The organism is Paenibacillus sp. J22FR5 (assembly GCF_059691975.1).
Genome location: NZ_JCAUAN010000002.1, coordinates 257,420 through 278,173, shown reverse-complemented (window position 1 = coordinate 278,173; position 20,754 = coordinate 257,420). Strand labels below are relative to the sequence as shown.

20 protein-coding genes are annotated in these 20,754 nt (G+C 45.8%); 7 read left to right on the top strand and 13 right to left on the bottom strand.

Annotation, left to right across the window (positions count from 1 at the left end; all coding sequences use genetic code 11):
* The first annotated feature begins 7 nt into the window (after positions 1-7).
* From AC58P7_RS04615 to mtnB, 5 genes are read left to right on the top strand one after another with little or no spacing between them, the layout of a single operon-like run.
* Positions 8-1,255: a glutamate-5-semialdehyde dehydrogenase gene (locus AC58P7_RS04615; protein ID WP_497340296.1), complete on the top strand. Its 1,248-nt coding sequence runs from the start codon at positions 8-10 to the stop codon at positions 1,253-1,255.
* A 27-nt stretch (positions 1,256-1,282) separates the two neighbouring features.
* Positions 1,283-2,152, top strand: coding sequence for a pyrroline-5-carboxylate reductase (gene proC / locus AC58P7_RS04610; RefSeq protein ID WP_497340294.1), 870 nt, complete (start codon positions 1,283-1,285; stop codon positions 2,150-2,152).
* A gap of 56 nt (positions 2,153-2,208) precedes the next feature.
* The gene (locus AC58P7_RS04605; RefSeq protein WP_497340901.1) at positions 2,209-3,477 is read left to right on the top strand and encodes a 2,3-diketo-5-methylthiopentyl-1-phosphate enolase; all 1,269 of its coding nucleotides are present in this window, start codon (positions 2,209-2,211) and stop codon (positions 3,475-3,477) included.
* On the top strand, positions 3,474-4,136 hold the full coding sequence (locus tag AC58P7_RS04600) for a 2-hydroxy-3-keto-5-methylthiopentenyl-1-phosphate phosphatase (protein WP_497340292.1): 663 nt from the start codon (positions 3,474-3,476) through the stop codon (positions 4,134-4,136). Before AC58P7_RS04605 ends, AC58P7_RS04600 begins: the two co-directional genes overlap by 4 nt.
* Complete coding sequence (gene mtnB / locus AC58P7_RS04595) at positions 4,133-4,768, top strand: methylthioribulose 1-phosphate dehydratase (RefSeq protein WP_497340290.1); 636 nt, start codon at positions 4,133-4,135, stop codon at positions 4,766-4,768. The genes AC58P7_RS04600 and mtnB overlap by 4 nt, the downstream gene beginning before the upstream one ends.
* A 159-nt stretch (positions 4,769-4,927) precedes the next feature.
* On the opposite strand, the gene AC58P7_RS04590 is transcribed toward mtnB, so the two are convergent.
* From AC58P7_RS04590 to AC58P7_RS04555, 8 genes are all read right to left on the bottom strand, one after another.
* Complete coding sequence (locus tag AC58P7_RS04590) at positions 4,928-5,611, bottom strand: DnaD domain-containing protein (RefSeq protein WP_497340288.1); 684 nt, start codon at positions 5,609-5,611, stop codon at positions 4,928-4,930.
* 38 nt (positions 5,612-5,649) lie between these two features.
* The gene (gene asnS, locus AC58P7_RS04585) at positions 5,650-6,939 is read right to left on the bottom strand and encodes an asparagine--tRNA ligase (protein WP_497340286.1); all 1,290 of its coding nucleotides are present in this window, start codon (positions 6,937-6,939) and stop codon (positions 5,650-5,652) included.
* A gap of 79 nt (positions 6,940-7,018) precedes the next feature.
* On the bottom strand, positions 7,019-8,227 hold the full coding sequence (locus AC58P7_RS04580; RefSeq protein ID WP_497340899.1) for an acetate kinase: 1,209 nt from the start codon (positions 8,225-8,227) through the stop codon (positions 7,019-7,021).
* Entirely contained in the window at positions 8,224-9,096 is an 873-nt protein-coding gene (locus AC58P7_RS04575) for a 3-hydroxyacyl-CoA dehydrogenase family protein (RefSeq protein ID WP_497340284.1), read from the bottom strand. The genes AC58P7_RS04580 and AC58P7_RS04575 overlap by 4 nt, the downstream gene beginning before the upstream one ends.
* A 125-nt stretch (positions 9,097-9,221) precedes the next feature.
* The gene (locus AC58P7_RS04570; RefSeq protein WP_497340282.1) at positions 9,222-10,727 is read right to left on the bottom strand and encodes an AAA family ATPase; all 1,506 of its coding nucleotides are present in this window, start codon (positions 10,725-10,727) and stop codon (positions 9,222-9,224) included.
* The gene (locus tag AC58P7_RS04565) at positions 10,720-11,256 is read right to left on the bottom strand and encodes a hypothetical protein (protein ID WP_497340280.1); all 537 of its coding nucleotides are present in this window, start codon (positions 11,254-11,256) and stop codon (positions 10,720-10,722) included. Before AC58P7_RS04565 ends, AC58P7_RS04570 begins: the two co-directional genes overlap by 8 nt.
* 145 nt (positions 11,257-11,401) lie before the next feature.
* Positions 11,402-11,890, bottom strand: a complete 489-nt coding sequence (locus AC58P7_RS04560) for a cell wall elongation regulator TseB-like domain-containing protein (protein ID WP_497340278.1) — start codon at positions 11,888-11,890, stop codon at positions 11,402-11,404.
* A gap of 43 nt (positions 11,891-11,933) precedes the next feature.
* Complete coding sequence (locus AC58P7_RS04555) at positions 11,934-13,229, bottom strand: amidohydrolase (protein ID WP_497340276.1); 1,296 nt, start codon at positions 13,227-13,229, stop codon at positions 11,934-11,936.
* 258 nt (positions 13,230-13,487) lie between these two features.
* Between AC58P7_RS04555 and AC58P7_RS04550 the strand changes: the two genes are divergently transcribed.
* Together AC58P7_RS04550 and AC58P7_RS04545 are read left to right on the top strand one after the other, a co-directional pair.
* A complete protein-coding gene (locus AC58P7_RS04550; RefSeq protein WP_497340274.1) occupies positions 13,488-14,114 on the top strand; it encodes a DUF47 domain-containing protein in 627 nt (208 codons plus the stop codon).
* 61 nt (positions 14,115-14,175) lie between these two features.
* Positions 14,176-15,177 (top strand): inorganic phosphate transporter, encoded by a 1,002-nt coding sequence (locus tag AC58P7_RS04545; protein ID WP_497340272.1) that lies wholly within the window; start codon positions 14,176-14,178, stop codon positions 15,175-15,177.
* Positions 15,178-15,226: 49 nt separating this feature from the next.
* Here AC58P7_RS04545 and AC58P7_RS04540 read toward each other — a convergent pair whose 3' ends face one another.
* The 5 genes from AC58P7_RS04540 to panC all read right to left on the bottom strand — a co-directional run bounded on the left by AC58P7_RS04540 (position 15,227) and on the right by panC (position 20,744).
* The gene (locus AC58P7_RS04540; RefSeq protein ID WP_497340270.1) at positions 15,227-15,847 is read right to left on the bottom strand and encodes a redox-sensing transcriptional repressor Rex; all 621 of its coding nucleotides are present in this window, start codon (positions 15,845-15,847) and stop codon (positions 15,227-15,229) included.
* 4 nt (positions 15,848-15,851) lie between these two features.
* Positions 15,852-18,710 carry an ATP-dependent DNA helicase DinG gene (gene dinG / locus AC58P7_RS04535; RefSeq protein WP_497340268.1) on the bottom strand — a complete coding sequence of 953 codons (2,859 nt, stop codon included), beginning with the start codon at positions 18,708-18,710 and terminating at the stop codon, positions 15,852-15,854.
* 90 nt (positions 18,711-18,800) lie between these two features.
* The gene (locus AC58P7_RS04530) at positions 18,801-19,397 is read right to left on the bottom strand and encodes a tetratricopeptide repeat protein (RefSeq protein ID WP_497340267.1); all 597 of its coding nucleotides are present in this window, start codon (positions 19,395-19,397) and stop codon (positions 18,801-18,803) included.
* Positions 19,398-19,484: 87 nt separating this feature from the next.
* Entirely contained in the window at positions 19,485-19,868 is a 384-nt protein-coding gene (gene panD, locus AC58P7_RS04525) for an aspartate 1-decarboxylase (RefSeq protein ID WP_497340265.1), read from the bottom strand.
* A 6-nt stretch (positions 19,869-19,874) separates the two neighbouring features.
* Positions 19,875-20,744 (bottom strand): pantoate--beta-alanine ligase, encoded by an 870-nt coding sequence (panC, locus tag AC58P7_RS04520; RefSeq protein ID WP_497340897.1) that lies wholly within the window; start codon positions 20,742-20,744, stop codon positions 19,875-19,877.
* Between the last annotated feature and the right edge of the window lie 10 nt (positions 20,745-20,754).

Sequence of the window (20,754 nt, the reverse complement as noted above, 5' to 3'; positions counted from 1 at the left end):
TCTTCCCATGAGTGAAGTTATTCAAAAATCCAAACTTGCCAAGCATGCAGCCCAATTGATGGGTAATCTTACAACGGAACAGAAAAATGCCGCTCTGCTTCTTATGGCAGATGCTTTAATTACAGAGCAGCATGCGATTATAGAAGCGAATGCCAAGGATTTGCAGCGTGGCAGAGAATTGGGTACCAGCGCGTCACTGCTCGACCGATTAGCTTTGAATGAATCACGTATTGCAGCTATGGCCGAAGGCTTACGCCAAATTGCTGAGCTTCCAGATCCAATTGGGGATATGCTCGAGTCTTTTGACCGTCCTAATGGTTTGCGGATTCGCAAAATCCGTGTGCCACTAGGTGTCATCGGCATTATTTATGAGGCAAGACCGAATGTTACGGTCGATGCCGCAGGCTTATGTCTCAAAACCGGTAACGCTGTTGTGCTGCGTGGTGGTTCTTCAGCCCTATTTTCCAATGAGAAAATTGTTGAGGTTCTACATACAGCACTAGAGCGTTCGGCCCTCCCGGCAGATGCCCTGCAGTTAATCCTTAGTGCTGATCGCAGCTCTGTAGATGAAATGCTCAAGCTGAACGGACTTATTGATGTGCTGATCCCACGTGGCGGACACTCACTTATTCAAAATGTTGTCAATAACGCCTCTGTCCCAGTCATTGAAACAGGCGCAGGGGTATGTCATACTTTTATAGATCAAAGCGCACAGCTCGATATGGCTGTTCGCATCGGGATTAATGCCAAAGCGCAACGCCCATCTGTCTGTAATAGTATGGAAACCTTACTCGTACATGAAGCAATCGCCGAAAAACATTTGGCTGCTATTGCAGAAGCGTTCCAAGGTGCACATGTAGAGCTGCGAGGCGACGAACGTTCCCGAGAACTCGTTCCAAGCATGCTGGTTGCTGAACAAGCGGATTGGGGTACGGAATATGGGGATTATATTTTATCTATTAAAGTCGTCAAAGATTTAGATGAAGCGCTAGCTCACATTCGTGACTATGGCACCATGCATTCTGAATGTATCGTTACAGAAAATGCTTCCAATGCCGAGAAATTCCTACAGGAAGTAGATGCTGCAGCGGTGTACCATAACGCGTCGACGCGCTTTACTGATGGCTTTGAGTTTGGATTCGGAGCGGAGATCGGCATCTCCACCCAGAAGCTTCACGCGCGTGGCCCTATGGGTCTACCTGCTCTAACTTCGACGAAATACCGCATCTACGGAAGCGGACAAATACGCGAATAGCTCATCTATTTTAAGGAGGAATGCCCGATGTCCACACTTTTATCTCAAGCGAAAATTGCCTTTGTAGGCGCCGGTTCTATGGCGGAAGCCATCGTTCGCGGATTAATTCAGACAGAAGTCGCTAATCCACAGCATATATATATGATGAATCGCTCCAATCAAGACAGACTGGCCTTTCTTCGTTCGGAATATGGGTTGCAAGCCACTTCTGATCCGGCAACGAAAGATACGTATATTCGAGAAGCAGATGTTGTCGTTCTCTGTATGAAGCCAAAGGATGTGGAGTCATCTTTCGCAGAACTTCAGCCCCTTCTTCATGAGGGTCAATTGCTCATTTCCGTGATTGCCGGCTTGTCCATCGCCAAAGCTGAAATGCTGCTCCAATCCAACATGCCAATTGTTCGCACAATGCCTAATACTTCCTCGACCATCGGATTAGGTGCAACAGGAATGAGCTTCTCATCAAAGGTTAATGATACATTCAAGCAGTTTGCTATCCAAATGTTTGAAGCTGTTGGAACGGTTACAATCGTAGAAGAAGATAAGTTAGAAGTACTAACAGGCGTTTCCGGAAGTGGACCTGCTTATGTCTACTATTTCATGGAAGCGATAATTAAAGCGGGTATCGAAGGCGGGCTATCCGAAGAAGATGCAAAGCAGCTAACGCTTCAAACCTTTCTTGGCGCAGCTCATATGGTGCAGCATACGAAAGAAGATCCTGCGGAGCTACGCCGCAAGGTTACATCACCTAATGGTGCAACACAAGCTTCAATCGAGGCCTTGGATCGCTTCCAATTCAGCGAAGCCATTGCACAAGCTGTTTATCACTCCGCTGCACGAGCGAAGGAAATGGGCGAACAAATTGCCTCATCTAGTCCCGTAGGTAAATCTGTCTAAATCGTTTAATTCGTTATTTTGATTCTAGTTAAAGCAGGTGAATGTTCGTCATGAGTATGAGTTCCTATTGTTTAGCCACCTATCGGAGTTTCGATGAGAAAGCCGATTTCCATAAAAAAGCAACAAGCATCGCGGTCGGTCTGACCGTTGGCAGCTGGACGGAATTGCCTGAGGCACAGAAAGCTTCTATGGAGAAGCATCTAGGCAAAGTCGTTTCCGTTGAGGTACACGAATCCGCTCCAGGTGAGCCCGCTTCTGGCCGCTATGCGGATATCACGATCGCTTATCCTGAAGTCAACTACAGCCGGGATATTCCCGCTCTTTTAGTTACGGTATTCGGCAAATTATCGATGGATGGCAAAATTAAGCTAATCGACCTTGCCTTCTCATCCGATTTCCTCGCTGGCTTCCCTGGCCCGAAATTTGGGATGCAAGGTGTTCGAGACCTGTTAGGCGTGCATGACCGTCCGCTGCTCATGAGTATCTTCAAGTCCGTTGTCGGGTATGAGCTGCCAGCGCTTCGCGAGCAGTTCTACTTGCAAGCCGCTGGTGGTGTCGATCTCATCAAAGACGACGAGATTTTATTCGAGAATCCGTTGACGCCGATGGAGAAGCGTATCGCGATTTGTCTCGAAGCAGCCGAGCAAGCTACTCGTGAGACGGGTCAAAAGCTGCTCTATGCGGTCAACTTAACGGGACCTACGTCGAAGTTAGCATCACAGGCGAAGAAAGCCATCGCGGCTGGCGCAAATGCATTACTGTTCAATGTGCTGGCATACGGCTTTGATGTGCTGCACGAATTAAGCGCGGATCCGGACATTAACATTCCAATCATGGCTCATCCTGCGTTGGCTGGTGCCACATATCCATCGCCGCATTACGGCATCTCACCATCTGTCCTACTGGGCAAGCTTATGCGACTTGCTGGTGCCGACTTGGTGCTATTCCCTTCTCCATACGGCTCCGTTGTGATGCCGAAGGAAGAGAATTTGGCCATTAAGCATGTGCTTTTAACGCAGGATTTACGTAAAGATTACACCTATCAGGCGCCGTCTGATGTAGAATTGAAATTAGCTCCAAGCTTCCCTGTCCCGTCCGCAGGTATTCATCCTGGTATCGTTCCGCTTATCCTGCGTGATTTTGGACAAGATGTCATTGTTAACGCTGGCGGCGGTATTCATGGTCACCCGATGGGAACGATTGCTGGCGGACAAGCCTTCCGTCAAGCGATTGACGCGACTTTACAAGGAAAACTACTTCGCGATTACGCCCAAACACATCCAGAGCTTCAGTCAGCTATTGACACATGGGGGATTAAAGAATGAGTAAGGAACGTATTGTTTTTTGTGACTTTGACGGTACAATCACCGTTAACGATAACATTGTAGCGATTATGAAGCATTTCAATCCCGAAGGTTGGGAAGGCATCGTCGAGCAAATTGTGACACAACAAATCTCGATTCGTGAAGGGGTTGGAGCGATGTTCGCCCTGCTGCCAACGTCACGTAAGGCTGAAATTGTGGAATATGCCATCAACAATGCTGTCATTCGTGATGGGTTTACTGAGTTTGTTTCCTATTGCAAGGAGCAAGGGGTCACACTTTTGATTACGAGCGGTGGCATTGATTTCTTTATTTATCCGCTTCTTTCTGCTTTCCCAATTCCAGAGGATCATATTTATTGCAATGCTAGCTCGTTTGATGGGGAAACCATTGAAATCCTATGGCCAAACAAGTGTGATGCCCATTGTAAAACGGATTGCGGCATGTGCAAAACAAGCATCATTCGCTCATACGATCCTCAGCGATATGAGCGAATTATTATCGGAGACAGCATTACGGACTTTGAAGGAGCCAAGCTGGTTGATACGATTTTTGCTAGATCACATCTTATTGACCGTTGTGAACAACTCGGCTATGTGTATCACCCTTTCGAAACGTTCTTCGATATCATTAAGCAATTGGAGGCTGAACCGGTTCTATGAGTATTTTACTAGAAGAAAAACAACGTGCATTCGCTGATTTACGTGATATCAAAGCTAATCTTGCGGCGCGAGGTTGGTTCCCAGCAACAAGCGGCAACCTTTCTGTCCGTGTTGGCGGTTTTGAGCCAAGCGCGTTCACCTTCGCTATCACGTCTAGCGGTCGAGATAAATCCGTCCAAACTCCCGAAGATTTCCTACTCGTGAATGAAAAAGGCTTACCAACAGAAGCTACGAGCTTGAAGCCTTCCGCGGAAACTTTGATCCATAGTGAAATTTACCGTTTAACAGGCGCAGGTGCCATTTTCCACGTGCATACGATCTTCAATAACTTAGTTTCGGAGTTGTACGGGGAGCGTGGAAGCATTCCAGTTGATGGCGTTGAGCTGATCAAAGCCTTCAACATTTGGGACGAGGAAGCTCAAATTGAGATTCCGATCCTGCCGAACTATGCGGCAATTCCACGCATTGCTGAGCTTGTAGAAGGCGCGATTGTGCCCCGTATTCCGGGCATCGTTCTGCGTAAGCACGGGATCTACGCTTGGGGCGCCAATGCGTTTGAGGCGAAGCGTCATCTAGAGGCGTTCGAATTCTTATTCGAATATGTGTACCGTTCGCATTTACTTCAGAAGTAACTCTGATTCTCCTCCAGAACTATTTCTTCGTGCAATTCTATGCTGCAGCTGACCGCTGAGCACTTATCCATAATCTTAAGATATTCATAATTTCCTATATAACAAAAAAACGTCCAATCTCCCTCCCTTTTGGAGTGAAGAATGGGACGTTTTTTCTTATTATCTCGTCTGTCGGAAGCGCTGCGAGTATTCCTTGGCTTGATCTACCGTCGAAACGCGGTTGCGACTCCAATCCAGCAAAATCCGATCAATATAGCGGAAATGCACTTTCCCCGCAAAAACCGCTTCTTTTAAAGCTGTCATGATGAGCTCTTCCTTGTACATATCCTTGTCTAACCAATTGCTGATTGTTTCCAGCTCCATTGGTGTCAACGGTCTAGCGAATTCATTTTCAATCGTTGTATAAATGTTTTTCACACGATCATCTGCAGGCGCCTGCGTTTGAGCCGCCTCGGCTAATTCTTTGAGCTGCTGCTCCGCGACGCTTTTCGCTAATTTCTTATAGAGCGGCGTCAGATTGTACTGCTCGCTTCGAAATCCTGTTGTTTCGTGCGTTTCCTCATCGATCGCGATAAACTGCTCTCGAATCAGCTTCTGCACACTTGCGATGACCACATCAGGTGAAGCTGACATCCGATCCTGGATTTCATCCAGTGTCGGGAAGTTATTCCTCTCTTTTTCAACAAAAGAAATGAAATGGATGAGCGTCATGACGTCAACTTCACTCAAGAGCAGCGCGCGGTAATGCTTGAGCAAAAGACTCGGCACCGCGACACTCCCCTCCATAAAGCTATTCATCAGGATGGCTTCAATCTTCATCTGTGTATTCGTTTGAGTACTCATGCGTCGATCCCCTTTCTCCCCATGGACAATGCCACTACTTAAGGGTATAGACGGTATAACAGACGTGGGAACGGAATCGTTTCACGTACATGATCCAAGCCACAAATCCAAGCAACTGTACGCTCTAAGCCTAACCCGAAGCCGGAATGCGGCACAGTGCCGTATTTACGAAGGTCTAAGTACCATTGGTACGCCTCTTGGGAAAGCTCGTGCTCCTTGAACCGCTGCTCCATCAATTCGGGATCATCGATACGTTGACTTCCCCCAATAATTTCGCCATAGCCCTCTGGCGCGATCATATCGGCACAAAGCACAACTTCCGGACGGTTTGGATCTGGCTTCATGTAGAAGGCCTTAATTTCAGTAGGCCAGTGCGTGATGAATACCGGTGTTTCATATTGAGCAGCAATCGCCGTCTCATGCGGTGCTCCGAAATCCTCGCCCCATGCGAATTCATGCCCGTTCTTTTGCAAATAGTCAACAGCCTCATCATACGTAATACGCGGGAAGCTGCCTTTGATTTTCTCCAGCTTCGATGTATCTCGTTCCAATGTCTCCAGCTCTGCCTGACAGTTCTGAAGCACCGTTTGCACGATATGCGATACGAACTGCTCTTGCACCTCAAGGTTTTCCGTGTGATCCACGAATGCCATTTCCGGCTCGATCATCCAGAACTCGATCAGATGTCGACGTGTCTTCGATTTCTCTGCACGGAAGGTTGGTCCGAAGGAATATACGCGGCCTAACGCCATTGCTGCTGCTTCCATGTAAAGCTGTCCACTTTGTGTTAGGAATGCATCTTCATCGAAATATTTGGTGTGGAACAAATTGGTGGTGCCTTCACAGGAGGATGGCGTCAAGATCGGCGGGTCCACCAAATGAAAGCCGCGGTCATTAAAAAATCCTTGAACGGCTTTAATAATTTCAGCGCGAATGACGAGAACCGCACGCTGACGCGGGCTCCGAATCCATAGATGACGATTGTCCATCAGGAAATCGACACCATGCTCCTTCGGTGTAATTGGATAATCTTCAGTAACTTGAATGATTTCAACACCGGTTACGTCTAACTCGAACCCGCCTTTACTGCGCGTGTCTTCTTTGACTTTTCCTGTTATGTACAGTGAGCTTTCTTGGGTTAGCTTGGAAGCTGCTTCCCATACTTCTTCACTCACTTCGCTTTTAACCACAACACCTTGTATATATCCCGAACCGTCTCGAAGCTGCAAAAATTGAATTTTACCACTCGAACGCTTCTTGTTAAGCCAACAGCCAATGGTGACTGACTCGCCGACATGATGTTTAACTTCACCTATTGCGCTTTTCATATATATCCTTCCTCCCTGAAACTGTAGATCACTTCTATTGTACACTACTTGACTATTTCCACGAAAGATTCGATAGAACTCAATCGGCCAGCGATTGAACGAGACCATACGTATCCTGAGCGATGACCCATTCCTCATTCGTTGGAATCACAAGCGCCTCAACCCTTGAGCCTGGCTTTGTAATCCGTTTCTCCGTTCCTCTTCCCTGCAAATTCGCTTCCCCATCAAAATCCACACCAAGAAAGCTCAACCCTTCGCAGACCGCTTGGCGCATATGCGCTGAATTCTCGCCTACGCCTGCTGTAAACACAATCGCATCGACGCCGTTCATCGCTGCAGCATAAGCCCCGATGTATTTGCGTATCCGATACACATACATCTCAAAAGCCAAGATCGCGTTCTTATCGCCCGCTCCCATCGCCTCCACGATCTCCCGCATATCGCTCGAGATGCCAGAGATCGCCTGCAGACCGCTATGCTTATTCAGCATGGAGTTCACCTCACCGATCGTCAAATCCTCCTTGCCCATCACATAGGGCACGATGGCCGGATCCAGATCGCCGCTGCGCGTGCCCATCATCAGCCCTTCGAGCGGGGTCATTCCCATGCTCGTGTCAACCGACTGACCGCCCCATACAGCGGCGCAGGAAGCTCCGTTACCAATGTGACAGGTAACGAGCTTCAGCTGCTCTAGCGGGCGTCCTAGGAAGGCAGCGGCACGCTCGCTCACATACTTGTGCGACGTTCCGTGGAAACCGTAGCGGCGCACCTTGTGCTTCCGGTAGAGAGCCATGGGCACCGGATACAGGTAGGCCTTCGCCGGCATCGACTGATGGAAGGCGGTGTCGAAGACGACAGCCTGAGGTACGCCAGGCATGTTGGCCTCCACCGCGGAGATGCCGAGCATATGCGCGGGGTTGTGCAGCGGCGCCAAATCGAAGAGGCGCCGGATCTCTTTCTTCACCTCGTCTGTGACGAGGACGGAGCTCTTGAAGGATTCACCGCCGTGCACGACACGGTGGCCGACGGCGTCGATCTGCGAGATGGCGGTCAGCACGCCATGCTCAGGATGTACAAGCACATCTAGCACCTTGCGGATAGCCGTGGTGTGCTCAAGGATTTCATCCACCTTATGATAATCTGGTTTGTCTGTTGGTTCATGCATTAGGATGGCTGAATCCATCCCAATCCGTTCCACTCTTCCTTTAGCTAGCACAGTCGCGTGTTCCATATTGTAAAGCTGATACTTCACCGACGAACTGCCTGCATTTATCACAAGAATATTTATAGTCGGTCACCATCCTTATCGTAGCGGAAGAAGCCTTCACCAGTCTTCGCCCCAAGATGCCCCGCACGAACCATTTGTTTCAACAGGTATGACGGACGATATTTAATATCTCCGTATTCACGAAACATACCTTCCAATGCCGCTAATACAGCATCGAGTCCAAAACGGTCGCACATTTCCAACGGACCATGCTTAAAGTCATAGCCGATCCGCATCGCTTGATCAATATCTTCTGCGGAAGCAACGCCTTCAGATAAAGTGTGAAGAGCCTCATTGATCAGTGTACAAATCAATCGCGTCGTAATATAACCAGGCGATTCATTTACTTTAATGCTTTTTTTCAGGAGCAAATCATCAACAAACTGACGGGTATGGTTATACGTCTCATCGGACGTTTTCATGGCGCGAACAATTTCAACAAGATTCACCTTCGCAACCGGATGTAGAAAATGTAAGCCTATCACACGCTCTGGATGTGTTGTAATCGCAGCAATCTCCGTAACGCTAAGTGTGGACGTATTGGTTGCTAGAATGATATGAGGTGTACATATTTGATTGAGTTGAAAGAAGACATGCTTTTTCGCATTCAAATCTTCGGAAATTGTTTCAATGACAAGCTCACAGGAAGCCATATCCTGAATGGAGTCTGCTCGCTTGATTTTCGAAAGGATGGATTTCTTCTCCGCTTCCGTCAAAGCCCATCGCTCAATTTGCTTATCTAAACTAACCGTGATTTGCTCGATCGCACGGTCTAACTTTTCAATTGTTTTTTCAGCAAGGATCACGTCAAGTCCCCGGGCTGCAAGCATTTCCGAGATACCCTGACCCATTGTTCCTCCGCCGATTACACCAATTGTTCTGAATATCATAGCTTGTTTCTCCTTCTTCCATACAGCTTCCCAATCGAATCAAAAAAGGTTTCCCCATAAGTATATGTATGCTTGTGTACAGTGTAAAGACAAGAACCGTTGACCTAATTGGCCAACGGTCATTATTATGCACTTTGTGTCACAGAAGCGTCAAATAAGGTACGGAATGTATCTCCTGAAAGGACTTCTTCCTTCATCAGAATAGCAAACGCATGGTTAAAAACACTGCGTTGCTCCTCTAACATCGCTTTTGTCTTCAGCATTAAACTATCTAAAATCATTGCGTTTTCTTTCATCAACTGATCTTTTGTGACCATCTCACGATCAATGATACCTAAGCTGGTAAGACCAGAGTCCATCATATTGCGTACCATGGATAGTGATTGTTCAAAATCGTTACGAGAGCCCGTACTGCGACCTCCGTAGATCATTTCTTCTGCTGCCGCACCGCCCAGAGCAATCATAATCTGCTCCTCGATATAATCCTTCGTGTATAAGTAATGATCCTGAGGCGGGTTATGACGCACATACCCTAAGGCTTTCCCGCGCGGGCTCACTGTAACTTGGGATACGGAGCCAGGACGAACAAGCTCTGCAATAATAGCATGGCCCAATTCGTGGTAGGCCACACGTTCTTTCTCGTCATTGGCTGTCTCTTTATCTGTTCGTTCACCCATCATAACCTTATCGATCGCGGAGGCCAAATGAGGCTGCTCAATCGCTAGCTTATCTTCACGTAAGGCATAAATCGCCGCCTCGTTAAGCACACCTTCAAGCTGAGCACCTGAGAAGCCAAAGGTTTGCTCAGCCGTCATATCTAACGAAACACCTTTAGCGAGCGGTTTGTTCTTAGCATGAATATGAAGAATGGCTAATCGCCCCTTCTTGTCTGGCAGATCGACCTCGATATGACGATCAAATCGACCTGGGCGCAATAATGCGCTATCCAACATTTCCTTACGGTTCGTTGCGGCAATAATAAGAATGCGCGGCGCATCATTCGTATGAATGCCATCCATTTCGGTTAACAGTTGATTCAACGTTTGGTCATACTCACGCTGTTGTCCGCCTTCCCTTTTACCGCCGATCACATCAATCTCATCAATAAAAATAATCGCGTTATCCTTGCCCTCTTTAACAGCACGAGCTCTAGCTTCTTTAAACAAATCGCGGACACGACTTGCTCCGACACCTACGTACATCTCAACAAACTCACTACCTGATGCAGCCATATAAACAGAGTTCGTATAATGCGCGGATGCTTTCGCCATCAAGGTTTTCCCTGTCCCAGGAGGACCTGTTAGTAACAATCCTTTTAGCGGACGAATGCCTAGCTTTTTAATTTCCTCATGTTTAATCAAAAAATCGAGAGCTTCCATCAATTCTTTCTTCGCACGATCTTGCCCGCCAATTTCATCAAAAGTCAAAAAGGACGGCGTCCGATTCTTGCTCTTTCGATCGCCACCACCTGCCGCGGCACCAATGCCACCGCGACTTTTCATCATATAGAATAGCGATACTCCGAGTGCACTTACGAATAAAATTGGAATCACGTTCACACCTTGAAAAGCTAAAAAGACGAGAAGAACAGGAATAAATCCGATACCAATTTCTTTATATATTTTACTCATTCGGCCACACTCCGATCTGGGAGATTCTAGGCAGCATGATAAATTTCGTCGCATCACCATCTGTTAGGCGAATGTACACGTTATGCTCATCCATTTCACTATCGACTTTCATGTTGGGTACACCATCTGCGTATTTTTGTAACGTTGTTGGAATATCGGCATAATGCTTCGTTTCCATAGCCTGTGCCACCTCAAATAACGCTTTGGACCACCACTGATCTAGCTGTGCAGATGAATTATTTTTCACTGATATATTCACAGTACGCTTGCCAATAATGGAAGCACCGTCTTCTTTAATCTGTTCAACGACATTTCGTAAATTAGCATCTGGTTTTAAAGTCAATTCAATATCTACTTGGTTCGAAGACAACTTCATCGTTGAGCTGGTAACACCAGTAACCGCACTAATTTTATTGGATAATGGATTTTCCATCGCAAAGCTTGTATAAGCGAACCAGCCTCCAAAAAGTACTCCGGCCGAAATAATCACGCTCAAGATAACAGGTAAAAGGCGCAGCTTCATCTTCATGGATTGGCGTCCACCTTTCTGTATAGATATATTTTTATGCCTCAAAAGCTATACGATGAGTATATCACTTGTCATATACATCTTACCTTATGTAATCAGTGGAAACACCGTGTAATACTTCCTCAAACAAAAAAGCTCAACCTTCTTAATGAAGGCTGAGCCGATACGTATCGAGATAAGAACCATCTTTGAAGGTATAATAATCATAGAAATAACGAGTACCTCTAGCATCATTCGTCTTGTAAAATACTTCCCACACATAGTCATTGCCAAGCTTGCCAGGCATAACACGTTCAATTTGACTGCCAGGCGCCTTTTTCAAAACGGCCTCTTTGGCTTGCGCTTCCGTGAAAGCTTCCTCCGTCATTTCCGTATGAACCACTTTCTCTGAAACCCAAGCAATTAACTTTTGTCCTAACTTATTTTCCCCATATACAATCTGAAATGCCTCATCGCCATAGAAAAAATCTACCTTCGTGGCCTTCGTCATCATACTGCCCTCATAGGCTTTCTCGACAGCTACTCGCTTCTCATCCCAGTGTTCATTCTGTACATTGAGGTAGAATCGGCTAAGCACAACACCTAGCGTTGCTACAATAAAAACGCCAAGTGTAATTGTTCGCTTTGCATTCATGAACGCCGCGCACCTCCCCAAAACACCTTACTTAGCCAAAGCATTAGCCTTTCAGTTTATCAAAGCATTGTTCGAATTCACGTTTAATTTTTTCTTCATCTAGTGTTAGACATTCACCTTTACGTACGATCCAATTGCCATCTACGCAGACATCAACGACATCCTTCGCACAAGCGGAGTAAACGATGTGAGAGACGAAATCCGTCTTCGGCAAGAAATGGGGTTGATCGATATCTAGTGCAATGAAGTCTGCTTTCATACCCGGCTCCAGTAACCCGACATCCTCTAACCAGATGGATTCTGCTCCCATTCGCGTACCAAGCAATAAAGCTTCTTTCGCAGGAACAGCTAGCGGATCGCCTGTTACTCCTTTATGAATAAGGGCAGCCAGTCTCATTTCCTCAAACATGTCTAAATTATTGTTGGATGCCGCACCGTCTGTACCTAAGGAAACTTTGACTCCAGCACGTAATAATTCTGGTAAACGCGCAACACCGCTGGCAAGCTTCAGATTACTACCTGGGTTATGTGACACACGTACATCATATTTTTTGAGAATTGAAATTTCTTCATCATTCAAATGAACACCATGCGCGACAAGCGTCGGACGGGTAAACACGCCTAGCTTCTCTAAATGAGCCACAGGTCTAGTTCCATACTGCTCGACATTTCCTTCAACTTCACGTCTAGTTTCTGACATATGTGTATGAATCGGAAGATTAAGATCATGCGCAGCTTGTACAATGCGTTCGATATAATCAGGAGGACATGTATATGGGGCATGGGGTGACATCATCGTTGTAATCCGTCCACTTGCTTTACCATGCCAATTCTTTGCGAATTCAGTTGCTTCTCTAAGCTTAGCTGTTTGTACATCCGGAGGACAAAGCCCAATCACGCCGCGGGTCAAGACGCCGCGCAAACCGGAATCCTCAACAGCCAATGCAACTTCATTCATATGGTCATACATATCAACGAAAGTTGTTGTGCCGCCTTTGACCATTTCAAGAATCGACAAACGTGTTCCCCATTTCACGTCCTGCGAGGTGAATTTCGCTTCCATTGGCCACATTTTCTCTTCTAACCAAATTTGCAGAGCCAAGTCATCACCATACCCACGTAGGAGGGACATTGCGGCATGACCGTGCGTATTCACAAGCCCGGGCATATACAACTTATTGGTGCCGTCGATCACTTCATCATAGTTTTCTAAGGGCTCTGGGATTTCTTCCCCAATATATGTAATCTGACTGCCCTCGATAACCATGCAGCCCTTAATGGATGATTTAGCTTCCTTAATTGAAATAAAAAGACCGTTCGAAATTAATGTTTTTTTCATACTAAAAAACCCTCTCTATGCTCATTCTATAAACAGTTACTGCTCCATAAACTTTACATCTTGTAGCTTGTAAAATCAAGGAAGCTAAACACTATTGAAAAGATGTAAAGAAAATGTAAAATGTCACGGAATTTTCGTTGCTTTAGCCCTAATGAGTATGATATTTTAAACATTGTGAGTTTTTTCTACAATTTGGTCATAGTCGGTTAACAAATTCGTTCAAAAACTTGTACATATAGTAAAAATTAGGAGGATTCTATGACAACGTTATTCACCAAAAAGAACGAAGTCGATTTCTTGCAACTTCTTATTCGTGCTGCAGAGAACGCTTTGCAAACAGCTCAACTGTTTCGCACGGCCATGATGGGTGACAAACCCCCAATTGAATATGTCAAAGCGATTCATGATCTGGAGCATGCAGGCGACTCCATTACACATGACATCTTCAGAGGTTTGAATAAAGTATTTATCACTCCGATTGATCGGGAAGATATTATGGTTCTGGCTTCCAAGGTGGATGATGTCACTGACGGAATTGAAGCAACGATTGCTCGTTTCGACTATTTGAGCGTTTCCCACACGGACTCCTATATGAAAGAATTCTCTGCTGTAATTGTAGATTCCTGTCAGCATATGCTTGATGCCTTCAAGCTGTTAGCTAAGAAAAAATATATGCAAATCCCGGAACACACCGTTGCTATAAACGCATTAGAAAATGATGGTGATCGCTTGATGCGTGAAGGAATTCGTCAAATTTTCATTACGCGTAAAGATATCTACGAAGATTTTAAACTTAAAGAGATCTATGAGCGCCTTGAAGAAACGACAGATGCTTGCGAAGATGTTGCCAATATTCTAGACAGTGTAGTACTTCGTTACTCCTAAGACACAAAATGTCTCTGTGTACGAAGAAAGTTTTCCAACTGGAAAACGCTAGGAGGAATTCATGTTAATTTATTTGATCGTTATCGTTGTATTAGCCCTGCTATTCGACTTCATCAACGGATTTCACGATACAGCCAATGCGATTGCGACTTCGATTTCTACACGTGCATTAAGCCCGCGAGTCGCAATTATCATGGCGGCTACACTTAATTTTGTGGGAGCTATGGTATCCTCTAAGGTTGCCAAGACCGTGGGAGGCAGTATTGCAAATCCAGCCAAGATCGAAAATGGTGTAGAGGTTGTCATCGCAGCACTTCTTGCGGCTATCATTTGGAACCTGCTGACATGGTATCTATCCATTCCCTCCTCTTCCTCACATACACTGCTTGGTTCATTGGCAGGTGCAGTTATCGCGGGATCTGGCTTGGGAGCCGTGAATTGGAATGGTTTTACACAAATCATCATTATCCTGATCTTATCGCCTATTGTTGCATTCGTTCTAGGCTATCTGATAATGACTTTGATCAAATATATTGTTATTTGGTCAGGAAATACATCACGATCTAAGCTTAATCGGATGTTTCGCTCGCTTCAAATTTTATCTGCTGCCCTGCTTTCCTACTCCCATGGTGGTAACGATGCCCAAAAAGCGATGGGAATCATCGTCTTCGGTCTTGTGGCTGCGGGTGTACAAGATGATTTGAATGTACCAATCTGGGTTAAAATTGCTGCAGCACTCGCTATGGGACTTGGAACCTCCATCGGTGGATGGCGAATCATCAAAACAGTTTCAGGCAAAATCGTAAAAATTGAGCCGATAAATGGTTTCGCTGCTGATTTAACGTCATCCATCGTTATTCAATTCTCAACGTTCGTCGGTAAACCATTATCCACAACACATGTTATTTCCTCTGCGATTATTGGAACAGGAAGCGTTATGCGTTTCCATGAAGTCCAGTGGGGCACAGTGGGACGCATGCTTGTCACCTGGATAATTACGATACCGATTAGCATTGCACTTGCGTTCTCGATCTACTTTGTACTATTCAGACTTATTTTCTAAAAACAAAGGCACGACCCGCTGAAGCTGCGCGGGTCGTGCCTTTTTCTTACTAATCCAGATAATAAGCTAAGCTCTGAAGCTCTGTCGTAAAATCAGCATAATGCACACGTACCTCTGCGGGAACCTTAATAATGACTGGCGCAAAATTTAAAATGGCTTCTATTCCGCAAGCTACGAATTCATTTGCAACATTTTGAGCTTCCGTCGCGGGCACAGTGATGATACCAATCCGTACGCCCAGCTCGGACAATACGGACTTCATTTTATCCATAGGAAGCACAACTAAGTTATTAATAACTTCTCCTGTTTTGGACGGCATTGCATCGAAAAGAGCCACAATTTTCATATCATTTCGTAAGTACGTATTATAATTGCATAGGGCTCTTCCTAAATTCCCCGCACCAACGAGCGCAACTTGGATATGGCGATCTAATTTAAGAATCTGTCGAATCTTCTCAATCAAATAATTGATATCATAGCCGATTCCTTTTTTACCAAACTCTCCGAAATAAGCTAAATCCTTGCGAATCTGAGCAGGATTCAGATCCAACTTCTGACCTAAATCCTGAGAAGAAACGGTGGATACATTATTCATTTGCAACTCGTTTAAATAACGTAAATAAATCGGTAATCTACGGACAACAGCTTCCGAAATTTTTTGTGTTTTCACGAATCTAGGCTCCCCCCATCCATTGCTCAATCCTCGGTAACATTTGTTCGCACGTCATGTGCTCGATCTTAGGACCAGGCAACGAATAGAGGAAGTGCTTCCCGTAATAGGTTTCAATAACACGCGTATCATAGATGATCACGATGCCTTTATCAGACGCTCTCCGAACAAGTCTGCCGAAGCCTTGCTTAAACCGAATAACCGCCTGTGGTACGGAGAATTTCATAAATGGATTCTCATTACGCTTCTTGATATTCTCGCATTTGGCTTCCACAAGAGGATGATTTGGCGGCTGGAATGGTAGCCGTATGATCGCGAGACAGCTTAGCGCATCACCTGGAATATCTACTCCCTCCCAGAACGAACTGGTGCCCAGTAGGACGCACATCTTGTTATCTTGGAACATTCGGGTCAGCTTACTGCGATTGCCGCTGTCAACGCCCTGTCCAAGCACTGTGATTCCATGAGGACTCAGTCTCTCCTTCATACCTGCATGAACAAGCTTCAGCATCCGATTCGATGTGCAGAGGACTAGCATTCGGCCCTTCGTTACCTGCGCTACATCACTAAGCGATGCGATGAGTGCTTCAATAAAAACGGGATCACCCGCTCCTTTAATCGTTGGGAAATCTCGCGGAATCACAACCAACGCCTGCTCACGATAATTAAAGGGAGATGGTAATTGAACAGTTTTCAGCTTCCCAGACTCTTCATCTTCCGGAATTGCTAATCCTAATTGCTCTGCCGAATATTGGAACGATTTATTCACAGACAGTGTTGCTGAGGTCAGGATGATACTATCTTTCGTTTCAAAGAAGTGCTGCTGCAGCAACCCGCTTACATCCGTTGGTACCGAATTAAGCTGGACTGACTTGGCCTTCGCATATGTGCCGGCTTCGATCCAGTACACATAGCCCTCATCTGCCATTTTCATAAAGAAATGCAAGGCATCTCGATGCGCATACAGCTCTTTCACTGTGCCGTTCAGATCGGTGACTAACCCTTGAACCCCGAGTCCATCCTGCTGTTCCTTTAGCTCATTCAGCAATTTATCCAATGTTCGCAGGAGCTCATTCGCATTCAGATAAATGTTATCCTCCATGATCAGCAACTCTCGCCAATTTGAAGGTAAAGTTTCTGACTTCAAGCGCAGCACATATTGCGAAGTTTCCGACTGGGACGGATCACTTCCGGAAGAAACTAACTCGTACATGGCTTCGCTTAAACGTTCCCAGTCCTCTTTGATTGAAATAATTTTCGGGTATAAACCATCAATTGTTTGACTCCAACCCGCTACACGCTCTTGCGCTTCATCCGATTTCTGTAATCGGAAACGAAGCATTGGAAGCTGGCCGCTGCGATTATCCTTGTACAACCATAATAAGGAATGATAAAAAGCCGAAGCGTGAAGTTCAATTCCAAGATGTTTACTCGCCACTTCTTCAAAGTGATGTGCCTCGTCAATCACAAGGTGCTTGTAAGCAGGTAGAAGGCGGTTCTCCGCTTTCATATCCGTAAAAAGGAGGGAATGGTTCGTGATGATCACATCGGCCGTGTTGGCATCATTACGCGCGCGGTGATAGAAGCACTTCTTATACCACGGGCACATGCGATTTAAGCATGAATCTGTATCACTCGCAACGGTATACCAGAATTGGGCCCCTTTGTTACCAAAGTGTAATTCTTCTTCGTCCCCATGCTCCGTTTCACTCAGCCAGACAACCATTTGCGCCGCGGTAATCGGGTCTTCTCTGCCATTCTCGTAATCCCGCGTTGTCAGCTTCGTCTCGAATTTACGCAAGCACAGGTAGTGACTTCTCCCCTTGAGGACTGCCGCTTTGAAAGGCACAGGAAAGATTTCTTTTAATAAAGGAATATCTCGCTCACGAAGCTGCTCCTGCAAATTAATCGTATGCGTGGAAACGACCACTTTCTTCTCATACTTCAGGCCATAATAAATCGATGGGATCAAGTATCCTAGTGATTTCCCTGTACCCGTTCCTGCTTCGATCATCAAATGCTGATCGGACTCAAGGGACTTTTCCACTTCCAGAATCATTTGATCCTGAGATTCCCGATCCTCGTACACCTCAAAACGCTGCTGCAGAGCGGACTTCAATCCCTGCTGAAACGCTTGAAAAGATGATCCGAGCGCCCCAGTCACTTCGAATTCTGAGCGCAGCTCCTCATCCTCGCCCCAATCCGCCACATTCAAGGTAAATTGGCGGAAGTAACGATTCGTATCCATATCAACACTTGTCACTGACTCTTTATATACACAAATCTCGTCGAGGAACCACCCTAGGTCTGTGTTAACGTTTTCGAAAATGTTGTTCAGTCTTTGCACCGTTAAGAGAGGAAGACCCAATAAGCGATCCAAGCAATGGATCCAAATCAAGGCCGTGACTTCTGCATCACTGTCTGCTTGGTGTGGTCTCTCATGGTCAATGCCGAACAATGCGGCTACCATGCTCAGCTGGAGACTGGATATGGACGGAAATAAGATCCGCAGCATATCCATCGTGTCTAATACGCGTCCTGAGAATGGCGGATATCCCGTTCTCGTAAGGCCCCGTTGTAGAAAAGACAAGTCAAAAGCAGCTTGATGCGCGACGAGCACACAGTCAAACAACAGCGGGAACATGTCTGACATCACCTGATCAAGTGACGGCGCATCAGCAACCATCTCATTCGTGATTCCCGTTAAGGTTATAATCGAAGAAGGTATACTTATCCCTGGGTTCACCAGAGAAGTATACCTGTCTGTTATTTCAAATTGATCTATAATGACGAGTCCAACCTGTATAATTTCGTCCCCAGGCTGACTTCCTGTCGTTTCAAAATCCAAGACTGCAAATTTCATAATGTCTATCTTCAATCCCTTCGTCCTGCACTTCTCCTAGCATACCAAATCTGATTAGGAAAAGGGAATACCTTGTTTTGCCGTTCCGGGTCAGGATTCATCAAGATTGATGAGTGGCTCCATACAAGTAGGGTCGGTATGATACGCTTTTTGAAAATATTCGAAAGCCTTCTCCAGGTTCTGATTTTGCACTTGAATACAGCCCATTGCGTTATAGGAGATAGCTTTCATCTTCGTATTCTCCGTCAATGGGAGGAGGAATTTGAAATGTTGATAGGCATCGCCAAACTCCCCTTTCCGCAAATGACCCATCGCTAAGTAAACCCGAGCTAACAAGAAATCCGGCTGCCTTTGAATCAGCACCTCAAATTCTTTGATCGCCTGATCATACATGTATAGCTTATAATACCCTTGTCCACGCATGAATTCTTCCGTTTGCTTGCCGGACACATCGAGCTCCATTAGTTCCTCATGTAAAGTTTTGGTACTGAGGACCGGCACCGCCCCATAAAACTTTCCCAGCTTCTCCTCAAAAAGCAGCCAAGCCTCGATGAATTCATCACTCATCGTTTTCAGTACTTGTAGTTGTTCATCGAGCTCCGCTTTTTTCTCTACATCACTGTTCGGATATTCCTTCTGGATTTCTTCTAAAACCTCATTCATTGTGGAAAATAAATGCTTAAACATTTGGCATCCCCACCTTTGCTTCGAAAGCTTACCCTCATTCTTTGTAAACAAAGCCGATTTCATGCATGACATGTTGAGTCTTCGCGCTTACAGAACAGTCGAATGTTCCTCTTCTTTCAAGAGCTGGGCTACTTTATTGTTCGCACCCATAAAGGCAATCGTTGGATGATGTTTTTTGGCTTCTTCGTCACTCATCATGGTATAAGAAACGATGATAATCGTATCACCAGTTTGGACAAGCCTAGCTGCCGCACCGTTCAAACAAACAACACCAGAGCCCCGCGGCCCTGGAATAATGTACGTTTCAAGACGTGCACCATTGTTGTTGTTTAAGATTTGTACTTTCTCATTGGGCAGCATATCGACGAGATCAATCAAATCCTCATCAATGGTGATACTGCCGATATAGTTTAAATTCGCCTCCGTTACTGTGGCGCGGTGAATCTTGGCTTTCATCATTGTGCGAAACATAAGACGTCACTTCCTGACTTGTAGAATAAGATTATCAATTAAACGTGTTTTCCCGAACTTAACAGCCAAGGCAATAATAAGAGAAGATGTAGTATGGCTATGGTCAAAAGGCTCTAAAGTTGGGTAAGTCAATACTTCAACATAATCGATAACAGCTAAGGGCGCCGTTTGAATATGCAAGCTGACAAGACTTTGCAGTTCTTGTGCAGTAAAAGATGTTGCTGACTTGCTTAGGACGAACTCTTTCGCTTTCTCTAACGACTGCGACAGCACTAACGCTTGCTTACGCTCTTCTGCCGAAAGATAAACGTTCCTTGAGCTCATCGCAAGTCCATCTGCTTCTCTTAAGGTAGGACATGGAACGATCTCTACGGCAAGATTTAAATCCTGCACCATCTGCTCAATGACTGCAACCTGCTGGGCATCCTTCAAGCCAAAAAAGGCTTGATCCGGCTGAACAATATGAAACAGCTTGCTCACAACGGTCGCAACGCCATCAAAATGACCAGGTCTGGAAGCCCCACATAGTCTAGTCGTCACTTCTGAAACACTGACTGTTGTCCTATTAGATGATGGGTACATTTCACTAACCGATGGCATGAATACGAGATCCACGCCCGCGGCTTCTGCTACCGCTAAGTCCCGCTCCGTATTGCGCGGATAACGTTCAAAATCCTCACCAGGACCGAACTGCAAAGGATTTACAAAAATACTCAACACTACCAAACCGCTCTGGGATCGTGCTTTTTTGAGCAAGCTAGCGTGACCTTCATGTAAAAAGCCCATCGTAGGCACAAAACCTACGGATTGCTCACTTTTACGACGGTACGCTCCAATCCGCGAACGCAAATCAGCAATTGTATGAACCACTTCCATTGTGTGGATC